Annotated in this window: 8 protein-coding genes and 2 pseudogenes; 7 read left to right on the forward strand and 3 right to left on the reverse strand. The window is 54.4% G+C overall.

Annotation, left to right across the window (positions count from 1 at the left end):
- The first annotated feature begins 215 nt into the window (after positions 1 to 215).
- Positions 216 to 2,282 carry a TonB-dependent receptor family protein gene (locus J1785_RS10735; protein WP_217219392.1) on the forward strand — a complete coding sequence of 689 codons (2,067 nt, stop codon included), beginning with the start codon at positions 216 to 218 and terminating at the stop codon, positions 2,280 to 2,282.
- 37 nt (positions 2,283 to 2,319) lie between these two features.
- Here J1785_RS10735 and J1785_RS10740 read toward each other — a convergent pair whose 3' ends face one another.
- A complete protein-coding gene (locus J1785_RS10740) occupies positions 2,320 to 3,435 on the reverse strand; it encodes an ABC transporter substrate-binding protein (protein WP_217219393.1) in 1,116 nt (371 codons plus the stop codon).
- A 260-nt stretch (positions 3,436 to 3,695) separates the two neighbouring features.
- Between J1785_RS10740 and J1785_RS10745 the strand changes: the two genes are divergently transcribed.
- From J1785_RS10745 to J1785_RS10770, 6 genes are read left to right on the forward strand one after another with little or no spacing between them, the layout of a single operon-like run.
- Entirely contained in the window at positions 3,696 to 4,469 is a 774-nt protein-coding gene (locus tag J1785_RS10745; RefSeq protein WP_129951017.1) for an HpcH/HpaI aldolase family protein, read from the forward strand.
- A 26-nt stretch (positions 4,470 to 4,495) separates the two neighbouring features.
- Positions 4,496 to 5,662, forward strand: coding sequence for an ATP-grasp domain-containing protein (locus tag J1785_RS10750; protein ID WP_217157432.1), 1,167 nt, complete (start codon positions 4,496 to 4,498; stop codon positions 5,660 to 5,662).
- Positions 5,662 to 7,374: an IucA/IucC family protein gene (locus J1785_RS10755; RefSeq protein WP_217219394.1), complete on the forward strand. Its 1,713-nt coding sequence runs from the start codon at positions 5,662 to 5,664 to the stop codon at positions 7,372 to 7,374. Before J1785_RS10750 ends, J1785_RS10755 begins: the two co-directional genes overlap by 1 nt.
- Entirely contained in the window at positions 7,374 to 8,528 is a 1,155-nt protein-coding gene (locus J1785_RS10760; RefSeq protein WP_217219395.1) for an MFS transporter, read from the forward strand. Before J1785_RS10755 ends, J1785_RS10760 begins: the two co-directional genes overlap by 1 nt.
- A complete protein-coding gene (locus J1785_RS10765) occupies positions 8,503 to 10,260 on the forward strand; it encodes an IucA/IucC family protein (protein ID WP_217219396.1) in 1,758 nt (585 codons plus the stop codon). Before J1785_RS10760 ends, J1785_RS10765 begins: the two co-directional genes overlap by 26 nt.
- Positions 10,257 to 11,438, forward strand: a complete 1,182-nt coding sequence (locus J1785_RS10770; RefSeq protein ID WP_217219397.1) for a type III PLP-dependent enzyme — start codon at positions 10,257 to 10,259, stop codon at positions 11,436 to 11,438. The genes J1785_RS10765 and J1785_RS10770 overlap by 4 nt, the downstream gene beginning before the upstream one ends.
- 209 nt (positions 11,439 to 11,647) lie before the next feature.
- Here the strand turns inward: J1785_RS10770 and J1785_RS10775 are convergent.
- Positions 11,648 to 11,779: pseudogene (locus tag J1785_RS10775) on the reverse strand (transposase); the annotation flags it as partial.
- A 261-nt stretch (positions 11,780 to 12,040) separates the two neighbouring features.
- Positions 12,041 to 13,153: pseudogene (locus J1785_RS10780) on the reverse strand (tyrosine-type recombinase/integrase).
- Positions 13,154 to 13,276 lie beyond the last annotated feature (123 nt).

Genomic DNA, 13,276 nt, shown 5'->3' on the forward strand with positions numbered 1-13,276 from the left:
ATCGAACATTTCCCCTCAAAGGCATTACAGGCTGCGGAAAACCTCGGTTTCCATCCTCATTCTGTAAAAATCATATTGGCTAATCGAAGAATAATGTTCAAAAAAAATTCTTGACATGAGTTTACTGAACGTAAGGATATGTCAACCTCTGTTTGATAATGGTAATGTTAATCAAAACCATTACCAATTACATACATTACCATTCAGGGTTGAAGATGAAATATAACAAGATAGCCTCGGCGCTCGCCGTGATTCTGGCAGGAAAATTCGCTTACGCAGCAGATCAAACTATCGTGGTATCCGGTAACGTGCTTGGGGACTCGCGCGCCGAAGAGGTGAAAACCTGGGCTGGTAGCCGGACCGTGATTAACAACGACCAATTGCAGAAAGGCGCGAATCGCACGCTGGATGACGCGTTACAACGCGTTCCTGGCGTGAAAATTCAGGACGAAACGGGCACTGGCGTGTTGCCGCAGATCGCGGTTCGCGGCCTTTATGATAGCCGTAGCGGTCGCGCACAGATCCTTGAGGACGGTATTCCGCTGGCGCTAGCACCCTACGGTCAGGAAGGGATGTCGTTATTCCCGGTGACGTTCTCTACCATCGACCGCATTGACGTAGTGCGCGGCGGTGCAGCGGTGCAGTATGGCCCGAATAACGTCGGCGGCGTGATCAACCTGATCAGTAAGCCTATCCCTGTGAAATGGGAAAATGAAATCGGTGAGCGCGCTACCTTCTACGGTAAAGGGCGAAATCTGTGGGATACCTATCTACGGACTGGCGGCATGCTGAATGATGATTTCGGGCTGCAGGTGGAGGCCAACCAGGTGAAAGGCAGTTCGTTCCGCGAGCACAGTGACAGTAAAGTACAGAACTTCCGCGTGCGCGGCCTGTGGAATATCAATGAAGACACCACGTTAAATCTTTCTTATCAGTACTATGACGCGCATGCCGATCTGGCCGGTGCGCTTTCCACTGAGGATTATCTGAGCGATCGCCGTCAAAGTACTCGTCCGTATGATGATTATGACGGCCACACGAAGCGATACAGCGCGGTATACAACCAGCAGTTGGGATCGCTCGGTTTCATCGATTCGGCGGAATTTAACTGGATGTTCTTCGGTCATGAATCAGACCGTGATTTCCATGTTGGGATGAGTAAAATTCCGGGGCAGAACTTCAACCCGGCGCTGCCTGCCGATATCGTGCAAAACTCCCCACGTAATTTCAAAGTATGGGGTACCGAGCCCCGTATTAGCCTGGATGTCGATGGTGACAAGGTGAACCAACAATGGATCATCGGTGGTCGTTTCGTCAGCGAAAAAGTGGACTATCAGGTGCGTCAGCAGGCGCTGGCGACCGGGGTCACGACGGTGACGCGCGACTGGAATTTTGATGATAAAGCCTGGGCGGGGTATATCAGTAACGCCGTGAAATTGTTTGGCGATACCCTGACCATTACGCCGGGCATGCGCTACGAGAACGTCAGTGAAAAATATGTGGATAAAAAGAGCGGCCAGCGTACTTCTTCGCCGGATACACAGTGGCTGCCGGGGTTGACCGTTGGCTATCAGTTGGCACCAGAGTGGTTCCTGTATGCTGATATGCAAAAGAGTTTGCGTCCCGCGCAAGTGACACAGATTGTGAAGGGCGGGGATGTCAGCTCAGAACTGGCATGGAACTATGAAAGTGGCGTGCGCTACACGCCCATGGACAACCTCAGTCTGCATGCGGGCCTGTATCGTATCGATTATAAAGATCAGATTTCCTATGACAGCACCTCTGACAGCTACCTGAACATTGGCCGCACTCGTCATCAGGGCGTGGAGCTGGAAGGTTTCTGGAGCCCGGCAGCGGTCGACGGGCTGAAACTGCACGCCGGTTATGCCTATTTGCAAGCGGAGCAGCGTAACGGTGTCAACCGTGGCAAAGAGGTGCCCTATGCTTCCCGCACCCAACTGACGCTGGATGGCAGCTATGAATGGCGCGGTACGACACTATCACTGGCGAGTTACTACTTTAGTAAATCCTTTGCTGATGCAGCAAACTCGGTAAGCGAAAACAGCACCGGTTCGGTTGGCGAGATGCCGTCTTACTGGGTGTGGAACACGCAAGTGAGCCGCGATTTGTATAAATCTGGCAGCACGGTAATGAATGGTTATATTGGGGTGAACAACCTGTTCAATCGTGACTACTGGTTCCGTGGCGTTGATACCAGTCCGTGGGGACGCCAACCAGCGCCAGGCCGTTCAGTGACCGCGGGTGTTAGCGTGAAATTCTAAACCTGATAAGCCCGCTCGCACTGAGCGGGCTTAGTTTTTATAGCTGGATGAAAAACAAGCCGCGATAGGGCATGCCGACAAAATCACGATAGAGTGCTTCAAGATCGGCTTGCGGATCCACATCGGCAAATGACTGCGGATGGAACAGTTTAGCCATTGCCTCCAGCGCCACGACGTTGAATGGACTGTCGTAGAATTGATGGTAGATGGCCATGACGCGATGCCCGTTTGCCACAGGCAATACACTCAACATGGGACGCTGCATGAGTGCCTGCAAACGTGGCAGGGTAGTTGCTCGCGTCGCGTCATAACCGAGGGGAACGGCCAGCGACGTCCTACCGCGCTGGCTCCAGTCCGCTCCACTCATCAGATAAATATCCGGTCGTGCAACGATCAGCAACTCCGGGCTAATGTCCGCGCCTTGTGGCGGCACCTTATCGGCAATCAGGTTGCGCCCACCGGCGGCTGGAATGAACTCGCCGAAACTATCACGACCAAATACCGCGCAGCAATTCATGCCGCTCATCCCTGCATGATTCTCAAACACCACGCCAGGCCACTGATCTTGTGGGATTGCCGCAATGCGTTCCTGGGTACGCGCCAGCAATTGATTCCAGCGCTGAATAAAACGTTCGGCATTCTGGGTTTCGCCGGTCACTGTCCCCAGCAGGCGCAGACTGACCGGTGTGTTGGTCAGTGGCTTGTGGCGGAAGTCGATAAAGATCACCGGGATGCCACTCTTTTCCAGTAGTGCCAGCGTACCTTCGCCGCGCAATTTCGCCAGGATACCGATATCAAACACCACCAAATCCGGTTTTAACGTCATCGCCTGCTCAACGCTGAACGTACTGCGATACGGATTGATAAATACAGGAATATCGCTTAACCGTGGGTATTGACGAGCAAAGTAGCGGGCCATATCGGGCGCACGGGTTTTTAACGAGTCGTCCCAGGCCACAATCCCTTTCAGCGCATCGCCAGGATGCAACAAACTCATCGTCAGTAGCATGCGACTATCGGCCAGTATGATGCGTGTTGCCGGGGCATTGAGCGTCACATTTCGCCCGGCAAGATCGGTGACGGTGACCGGCTTTGCCATGCCGGACACGGGCCAAAACAGGATAGAAAACAGTAAAAGCCACTTGCCTCTCATTAATCTTTTCTCTTTTTGAAAAATCCGCTGTTGAAGTTTTTCTAACGTGATGTTGATGCACGTTATCGTCGTTAAAGGGGAATTACGTCTAAATATCGTGGAGATACCTTAGGGTTCAGGTAATCCAGCCACACAAGTTAAGGTAGATAAGTCACCGTCACACAGTGAATATAGTTAACTATTCTTGTCAAATCATTTGAAAAAGATCGACAGAATGGTAATGATAATGCAAACGATAAGCATTATTAAATGGGTTTCGCATGATTTCTCTGACTTCACCTGATGAACGCCTGCAGTCGCAATCAGCGCTGTATGGCATCCTCAACTCCGTTCCGCATCCGACTATTGTGGACATGATTGCTACCGCGGGTTATGACTTCGTTCTGCTTGACCTGGAACACTTACCACACAACGAAACACTGTTAAGCCACTGCATTCAGCTGGGGCAACTCAAGGGGTGTATTCCTCTGGTGCGTATCACTGTGGATGACATTCCGCGCGCCGGCCGCATTCTCGATATGGGTGCGCATGGCATTGTGCTGGCACGTACCGAAAATGCACAACAAGTGAGTGCGCTTTGTGATGCGATGTTCTTCCCGCCGTTGGGTACGCGCGGCATCACCGGTGGCAGTGTCACTGGTTTTGGCACGATGCCGCTCGGCGATTACATCGGCCATGCGAATGAGAAGTTGTGGCTGGTACCCATGATTGAGACGGTGCCCGGCATTGACGCCATCGATGAAATCCTGCGTATTCCGCAAGTGACACTGGTGATGGAAGGAGCACTGGACCTGGCAATGAGTATGCAGCTCGGCCCGCAACCGTCGCATCCTGATGTTGAAATGCATATCCGCTTACTTGCCAGCCGCTGTATCGCCGCAGGGAAGCGTTTCTGTGCTAATCCCCGCACACCGCAACAGCAACAGTTTTGGCGTAGTCAGGGTATTGATTGCTGGCTATGCGGCGAAGACCGCGGCTTCCTGTTTCGCACCCTGAAACAACACCTCACCGATTTTGTTTCCCCTAATCCTTAGTTTCTGAAACCAAAACAGGTATGCACATGCTCAACCACAAGCCCTATGTAATCATTAGTCACGTCGTTAACGCGGCGGTGATCGAAGGCTTTATCCCTGCGGCGCAGCGTCTCGGTTATCCGGTGGTGCTGCTCACCGACCACGCTATGGCACACAATCAGGTGCTGGATGACAACGTCTGCGTGATTGAGTGTGAGGTGTTTAACCCGCTTTCAATCCTCGATGCGCTGACCGAGTGGGGCATTACACCTGCCGCATTGTTCTCCAATAGCGATCACCTGCAAACCGCCACGGCCATTGCCGCCACGGCGCTCGGGCTGCCAGCTAAAAACTGGCAAATTTGCTATGCCGCGAAAGAAAAGTGGCGTATGCGCCAACGGTTACAGGCGCATGGACTGCCGTCGGTGTGGTCAAGCCAACTGCTGCCCAACGAAGCGCCGCACGCCAACTGGCCCTGGCCTGTGGTGATCAAGCCGGGTCAGGGGGTGGCTTCAATGGATGTGCGTTTGCTGGACGATCTCGCCAGCTGCCAGCACTATCTCGCGTCGCTGTCGTCGCGTCAGACGCTGCTGGTCGAAGCATTTATGCAAGGCCCGCTGTTCACGTTGGAAACGCTGGGTGACGGTAACGAGCTGGTGGCGGTCGGTGGCTTCGATGTCGAACTCTCCCCACCACCACATTTTGTTGAAATGGCCGCGCGCTGGGGCGGTGAGCACAGCGTGCGCTGGAAACAGCAGGCATTAGATCAACTGCGCCAGTTTGGTGTCGGTTTTGGCGTCTGTCACAGCGAGTTTATCGTTACCGATAAGGGGCCCGTGCTGGTGGAGATCAACTATCGCAGCATTGGTGATGGACGCGAATTTCTGCTTGAACGCCTGCTGCCGGAAGGCTGGTTCACGCCGATTCTGTGCCTGCATCTCGGTGAGCCGCTGCCGCCAGTGAAACCAGCGCGGGGGGAAGCGCTGATCCACTATCTGGTGGCGCAACAGAGCGGCACGTTACAGCTTGCACCACAGCCCGCCGCCGCACCGGGGTTACGTTATCGCCCGTTAAAAGCGCAGGGCGAACGCATTGAACTGACTCATTCCAATAAAGATTACCTCGGCGTCCTTTATCTTGAAGCCAGCGATACTGCGCAACTGGAGCAACTCACTGCCTGCACTTTAGCGGCACTGAAATGGGAGGTTGCGTAATGAACCAGCACGATTACATCACGCTGCGCATCATCAATGCCAGCCTGCGCGAAGACGTTGGCGGTCTGGTAAGTACAGGCCGCATTACCGAACAGGATGATCAGCAGTGGCTGGTTTATCAGGCGGCGCAGCACAAGCTGCGATTAGCGGTACGTGCCAGCGATTATATGCAGCGCTGGCAGGCGATTTATCCGCACTGGGAAGTGCATACCCTAACAGGCTGGCAGCAACAGTCCGGTTATACCGACTGGCTGGCTGTGCTGATGCCCGATCAGCAGGATGAAACCCGTCAGCTTTTCGCTACTTATAAAGAAGAAGCTGATGCCGCCGTGATACAGGGGGAACTGTGTGCCACGGCGTTTGCCACGCAACGTGAGGCCTTGCTGCGTGCACCGACATCGATGCACTGGGGCGAACGTCTGCGCCATGCCGATCAGTTGGCGAGTTTCCTCGATCATCCATACTACCCCACGGCGCGCGCGAAGTTTGGCTTCAGCGAGGACGATCTGCGTCAGTACGCGCCGGAGTTTTGCCCGTCGTTCCACCTGCGTTGGCTGGCGCTGCCGCGCGGACAGCTGTCGCTCACCGTGCCGGAGGCAAAACCCACCTGGTGGCCACTGCCGCAGCAGGTCGGGTTGGATGCCCGACTGCAGCAGGATTATGAGCTTATTCCTCTCCATCCGCTGACACTGCGTCATCTGAGCGATCTGCCTGCCGGCGCGATCATTGCGCCGCAAGCCTGGCTTGAAGTCTATCCGACACTGTCGGTACGCACCGTTCAATTGGCGGATTATCCCACCGAACACCTTAAAGTGCCGCTCAGCATGCGCACCCTCGGACAGAAAAACATCCGCCTGATTAAAGCGTCCACCCTGTACGACGGGCAGTGGTTTGCCGAGGTGCTGTCGGCGATTGGTGAACAGGACAGCCTGTTGCGCGGCAAATACCGTCACGTGGATGAGCGTTTCTGCGGCCATGTGGCGGAAAATAAGCAACTGGCGTTCCTGCTACGCCGCTACGCCGCACCGCGCAGTGGCGAAACGTTGTTACCGGTGGCGGCGCTCGGCAGCACATTGCCGGACGAACGGCTATATCTCGTTTCGCTGCTGGAACAGCCAGGCATGCCGGATGCTGCCAGCTGGTGGCGCGAGTACTGCCAGCTGATGGCGGATGTGCACCTGACGTTGTGGCTGCGCTACGGTATTGCACTGGAATCCAACCAGCAAAACGCGGTCCTGAGTCTGACGCCAGGGGAGCCGCTGACGCTGGTGATGAAAGATAATGATGCCGCGCGCATTTTCCCGCAGCGCTTCAAAGCCGCCTGTCCACAGCTGGCGGAACGTGTTCAGCAACTGCGCGATGAGCGTATTTGCGTGCAGGAGGATCTATCGCTGGCGCAGATGTTTATCACTATAACTCTACAACTGTGCCTGGCGGCGGTGTTGGAGAGCCTTGCTGCGGCGAAGCTACTCGACCGTGAAGCCGCTTATGACACGCTGCGAAGTGCGCTGGAAAACAGCCTGGCACGGCTGGACAGTGAAGGTGTTGATACCGCCTTTGCCAGAGAGCAGTTGTTTGCATCAGCAACCCAGCCGGTGAAATACCTGATGCTGAGTGGCAGCCTGCTGAGTAAGCAGGCATCCGGTGCGGCGGATATCAACAAATTCTACGGCCAGAGCGGACCGAATTTCCTGCAGCGAGGCGATCGCTGATGCGCAGCACGCTAATGGCGGTGCTGGCTTGCCATTTTCTTGCGGCGTTCACCGTACTTGGCGTGCCGCTCTATTTACCGCGTTTGTTGTCAGCGTTTGGCATCGGTGAGCAGAGTCTGTGGGCCGGTGTGCTGTTCAGCTTACCGGCGGTGATGACGGCACTTTCATCGGCATATTGGGGGCGGTTTGCCGATCGCTACGGTCGGCGTCTGTCGCTGCAGCGCGCACTGGTTGGGCTGACGCTGGCGTTTATTCTGGCTGGCATTGCCCCCTCGCTACCCTGGCTGATTGTGGCGCTTGCGTTACAGGGTCTGGCTGGCGGCACGCTGGCGGCGGCTAACGGTTATCTGTCTCTGCACATGCGCGGTGATGCGCTGGCGAAAGCACTCAACTGGACACAGTTCTCGGCGCGTCTGGCGTTGTTGAGTGCACCGCCGCTGATGGGAGGCATTCTGATGCTGCTGCCTCATATCGGACAGCGTCTATGGTTGGGATTAGCCTTTTTGCCGCTGTGCGGATTGCTGCTCAGTCTACGCTTGCCCGCTGACGTGGCCATTTCACCCAACCCTCACGCCAAAGAAGCGGTCAGCGGCAAAAATCCGCTGCTGCTGTGGACCATGCAGTTCTTGTTCAATTTCGCCATGGTAGTCACTTTTCCTTATTTTTTGCCCTATGCCGCGCACTGGCTGCATCAGGAGGTGTTAATCGGTGTGTTCTACAGCTGGCCACATCTGATCTATCTGCTGTTGTTGCCGCTGTGGCACCGGCTGAATGGCCGCAGCATGTTCCTCCTGCCTGGGTTGGTGCTGATCGCGCTGGCCGCGGTGTGGCATACACAGATCGCAGGTCCGCTAACCCTGCTGGCGGCACGCACCCTTTTTGGCATCGGCATATTACTGGCCTATAGCGGTGCCAATCAGATGTTGAGTGACAGTATTCGCCAGCACAACGCGGGTAGGCAGTTTGGGCAAATCGATGCCGCTGGTAAATGGGCTGGCGTGGCTGCGGGTATCAGTTCGGGCTGGCTTGTCGTGCATTTCTCGCTGCTGACGCCGTATCTGGCGTCAGCGACAGCGGCACTGTGCGGCGTCGCTATTTTTATTCTTTCATCCTTACGAGGTTCAGGTTATGTCCGTATCACTCGCAGTTCGTGAACACCCGCGACTGACGCCAAAAGTCGCGCCAGAGCGTGAGCAGGCGGAATTTGCTGGTCTGACAGCGCTGCTGAATTGCTATATTCGTGAATTCGCCCGACCTGCTGGACGTATCAGCCTGGTGCGGCAGGGGAATATTCCGCTATCGCTGGCAAGTCGCATGGTGTCCGGCGAGGTCGTTTTGCTTGAGCTGGCAGGGTCGGATGGCACACTGTTGGCCATCCGCGCTACACGCTGGAGCCTGCTCGGGCGTGGTGATTTTACCGGCACGCCTTTTATCAAACAATTTGGCCGCTCATGGCGTGCCATACGTTGCAGCGAGGCGATGGCGTTTCTGGTCAACGATATGGTGCATCAGACCGGTCAGTTGCCGGATCTGGAACTGATGGACCAGATTGAGAACAGCGTTCAGGTAGCCAGCTTGTTTTTGCAACATTTGCCGGAAAATACCGGGCAACACGGGTATATCCGCAGCGAGGAGAGTCTGCTGTGGGGGCATCCAATGCATCCCAGCCCGAAAAGCCGTCAGGGCCTGACGCCCCAGGCGTTGCTGGCCTGTTCACCCGAAGTCTCCGCACGTTTCCCTTTGTTCTGGTTTCGTATCCATCCTTCGCTGTTGCAGGTGCGCGGCAGCGCGCCGATCACAGCGATGCTCGAACAGCTTAATGGCGACCACTGCTATCCGTGCCATCCATGGGAAGTGTCCCATATAACCGAGTCGGCATTGTACGCCCGGGCGTGCAATGCGGGGTTGATCACACCGCTCGGTCTGGTCGGCCCGACATTCGCTGCCACTTCGTCGGTGCGTACGCTGTATCGCGCCGATCTGCCGTACTACCTGAAATGTTCAATTCATGTCCGCCTGACTAACTGCGTGCGCAAAAACGCCTGGTACGAATTGGAAAGCGCGGTGGCGCTGAATGAACTACTGGAGAGTCATTTTGCCCGCCTGGAAGCACAAACGCCGGGCTTTCACATCATGCGCGAACCGGGGGCAAGCAGTCTGGACTTCTCCGTGCTGGCGCAAGCGGGTGAAACGGATGAGGTGCGCCATCTGCAGGAGTGCTTCGGCATTTTATACCGTGAGAACCTGGGTGATGAACAACCGTGGCTTGCTGCCGCGCTGTTTGCCCTCGACCGCCACGGAAATAGCCCATTGCAGGTCGTCATTCAGCAACTCAGCGCAGCGCAGACGATTTCCCTACAGCAGGCCAGTCTGCTATGGCTGGAACGCTATCTGGCACTTTTGCTGCCAGGGGTGCTGGAGGCTTTCTTTAGCGAAGGTCTGGTGTTCGAGCCACATCTGCAAAATGTGTTGCTGGCGATGGAAAACCATCTGCCAACAGCTGTCTGGGTACGGGATCTGGAAGGCACTAAGCTGACAAGCGAACACTGGGCGGCCAGCGATCTGGCGATGATGTCAGAACGGGCACGCCAGTCGGTCTGGTACAGCCGTGAACAGGGCTGGCGGCGTGTGGCGTATTGCCTGTTGATCAACCATCTTTCCGAAGTCTTATTCCGTCTGGCTGACGGTGATCGTCAGTTGGAGCAGGTGCTGTGGGATCTGTTGGCCGGGCAACTGGCACGCTGGCAACTGCAGCCGGAGATCGCCGACATTCTGTCGGGCGGTGCGATTCCGTCGAAAAACAACCTGAAAACCCGCCTGTTGCAGAAAGCCGATAAGCATGCAGATTACACCATGATGCAACACCCGATGAGGAGCGCCCAGTGACGCCGTTAGTGTTAAAGACGTTGCAGCAATTGCAGCAACAGCGTGCAGAACCCTTCTGTGCCTACGTTTACGATCTTGATGCATTGTCTCAGCACATCAGTGCGATGCGCAGTGCACTCCCTGCGGGCTGCGAGTTATTTTATGCTGCTAAAGCGAATCCGGAAGCCCCCGTGCTACACACGCTGCATGAGTATGTTGATGGTTATGAAGCAGCATCAGGGGGAGAGCTCAACTGGCTGCGTGAGCAGGTGCCGGACAAACCGCTGATTTTCGGCGGACCAGGCAAGCTGGAGAGCGAATTGCAACAGGCAGTGCAGTTGGGCGTAGAGGTATTGCACGTTGAAAGCCTGACTGAGTTGCATCGACTGCAGGCGATTGCGCTGCGCGAGAATCAAACCGTTTCGGTGCTGCTGCGGATGAATATCGTGCTGGACGGTATCGGCGGCACACGCCTGATGATGGGAGGAAAACCGACGCCATTTGGCCTCGACGAGCAGGAGTTGCCTGCTGCGCTGCGCGAGATAGTTGCATCCCCCTTGATTAAACTGCGCGGCTTCCACTTCCATCTGATGTCGCACCAGTTGGATGTCGATAACCATCTGGCGCTGATTCGCCTCTATCTGGAGAAAGTGCGCAACTGGTGTGATGAATGGCAATTAGACGTGGATCTGATTAACGTGGGCGGTGGGATGGGTATCAACTATCTTGATCCTGAACAGCATTTTGACTGGGCGAACTTTTGCCAGCGTCTGCCGGATGTCATGCAGATCAGTCAGGCCCTGGGCTGGACGCTACGTTTTGAATGCGGACGTTACATCGCCGCAGATTGCGGTTATTACGTGATGGAAGTGCTTGATGTGAAGAAAAACCTCGGTGAATGGTTTGCTATCGGGCGCGGCGGCACACATCACTTTCGCACACCTGCGGCACAGAACCATAACCATCCGTTTAGTGTGCTGCGCCGTGAACAGCATGCGGCGTGGATTACGGATCAACACGTGACCGTAGTGGGTCAGCTATGTACGCCAAAAGATGTGCTGGCGCGCCAGCAACCGATTGCCGCCCTGGCTGCAGGTGACTGGCTGGTGTTCAGCCTGGCAGGGGCATATGCCTGGAATATTTCCCACCAAAACTTCCTGATGCACAACCCGCCGGAGGTATTTTGGCTGAGCAAGTAAATTCTTTGAATCTGAATCATATGGCTTATGGTGAAGAAGTCTGAAAAGCAAAAAGCCTGCTTAGCTTCCTATGCAGGTTTTTCTAAAAATGGATCTCTGACTAGGATCACCTTTATCAGTAGCTGGCTCATAAATAAGCTAAATATAAAAATCACCTCCTGTCAAAACCATCACTTGTTGCGGATAACATAAATCTAGTTTGAGCGAGCCTTGCCATATGTGGATTTGCCGACATTCATTGCCGTTGCAGCGGCGGCAACGGTGTAGTGCTGATCGAGTACAAGCTGGGCAGCTTCGAGGCGAAACTCGGGGCTAAAATTGCGTCTGTTACGTCCGGTCATAATGTCACCTGTTTTGACTGTGAGGTGATGATATCACCTCTATTCAGGTGGCCAAATTCAGTGTGCCACTACAAACAGACCTAATCCGTTTCCGTGAATAGTTTTGTATAAGAAGAGGACCTCACACTTTCGATTCACGCAGGTTAATTCGGTTGAAGATGCTCATAAACGGCTTAACAATTTCTCCGAATTAAAGCCAGAAAAATGCCGTACCAGTACAGACTGATACGGCTATTTCTGTAGTTTATTTTGTCAGAAGGGTTATCCCATTGCGCAACTGATTTCCTTCCCACAAATATAAGGTGGAGCATACGCTTTCCGGCACATATCCAGATAATCCGACCACCATTGCATCATCGCTTTACGGGCATCGAAATATTCTGCTTTATGGATGTAAGCCGCTCGAACGCTGTTACGCTCCTGGTGACTCATCTGCCGTTCAACCGCATCCTGTGCCCACAGGCCTGACTCCATGAGGGCACTACAGGCCATTGCCCGAAACCCGTGGCCGCAGATTTCATCTTTTGTGTCATAACCCATCAGGCGTAGCGCCTTGTTGACCGTGTTTTCACACATCGGTTTATACGGATTGTGATCGCCGGGGAATACCAACACCTGATGCCCGGATATTTCCCGTATCTGTTTCAGAATAGCTATAGACTGACAGGAGAGTGGAACGATATGTGGAGTACGCATTTTTGCACCACGCCCGGAATAGCGGACACCGGGGATGGACTCGCGGGTGGCAGGAATGGTCCAGATTCTATTTTTGAAATCGATCTCAGACCAACGTGCGAAACGCAGTTCGCTGGAACGGATAAAAAGGTACAGGGTGAGTGATACGGCCAGGCGGGTTAATTCTCGTCCTTGCTTGTAGTCCTTAATACGGGTTAACAGTTCTGGTAGTTGTTCCAGGGGAAGGGCAGGGTAGTGGCGTTTAACGGGAGGGGCGATGATACCGTCCAGATTTGCTGCCGGGTACGTGCTGCGACCGGCAGGTATCCAATCACAGGGAATATATGATTGTTCATGCTGGCAAGCAGACGGGAGGCGTGGTTCTCTGACCATATGCGGTTGCTTTTATGCCAGCTCAATGCCACGGACTGAAAGGATTTATCCTGTGAGCGAGCAACTCTTTCAGCAATTCGCTGTTGCGCGGGATTGATATTCTGCACCAGCAACTTGCGAATACCTTCACGCTGCTAACGGGCATCGGCCAGAGAAGCGTCAGGATAGGCACCCAAGCTAAGATTATTTTCTATTGACACGATATTTGAGATACCAGAGACGTGAACCGCCTGGATTGATCAGCTGATACAGACCGTGGCAATTGCAGATTGTAAAGGGTTTATCAGAAGGTTTAAAACTGCGGATTTTTTGTCATCAAGACACCTTTGGTGGTCACGTCATTATCGCACCGCAAATGCCCCTCAATCAGCCCCCACATCTCTCCCGGACTGCAGTTTCCTAACTCAAAAAAACAAAAAGACCGCTAAA

It is taken from the genome of Rahnella perminowiae (genome assembly GCF_019049755.1).
GTDB lineage: Bacteria > Pseudomonadota > Gammaproteobacteria > Enterobacterales > Enterobacteriaceae > Rahnella > Rahnella perminowiae.

Coding starts and splice junctions, on each gene's coding strand:
- J1785_RS10745 (WP_129951017.1), top strand. CDS start 3,696: ATGATTTCTCTGACTTCACCTGATGAACGCCTGCAGTCGCAATCAGCG.
- J1785_RS10760 (WP_217219395.1), top strand. CDS start 7,374: ATGCGCAGCACGCTAATGGCGGTGCTGGCTTGCCATTTTCTTGCGGCG.
- J1785_RS10735 (WP_217219392.1), top strand. CDS start 216: ATGAAATATAACAAGATAGCCTCGGCGCTCGCCGTGATTCTGGCAGGA.
- J1785_RS10755 (WP_217219394.1), top strand. CDS start 5,662: ATGAACCAGCACGATTACATCACGCTGCGCATCATCAATGCCAGCCTG.
- J1785_RS10765 (WP_217219396.1), top strand. CDS start 8,503: ATGTCCGTATCACTCGCAGTTCGTGAACACCCGCGACTGACGCCAAAA.
- J1785_RS10750 (WP_217157432.1), top strand. CDS start 4,496: ATGCTCAACCACAAGCCCTATGTAATCATTAGTCACGTCGTTAACGCG.
- J1785_RS10740 (WP_217219393.1), bottom strand. CDS start 3,435: ATGAGAGGCAAGTGGCTTTTACTGTTTTCTATCCTGTTTTGGCCCGTG.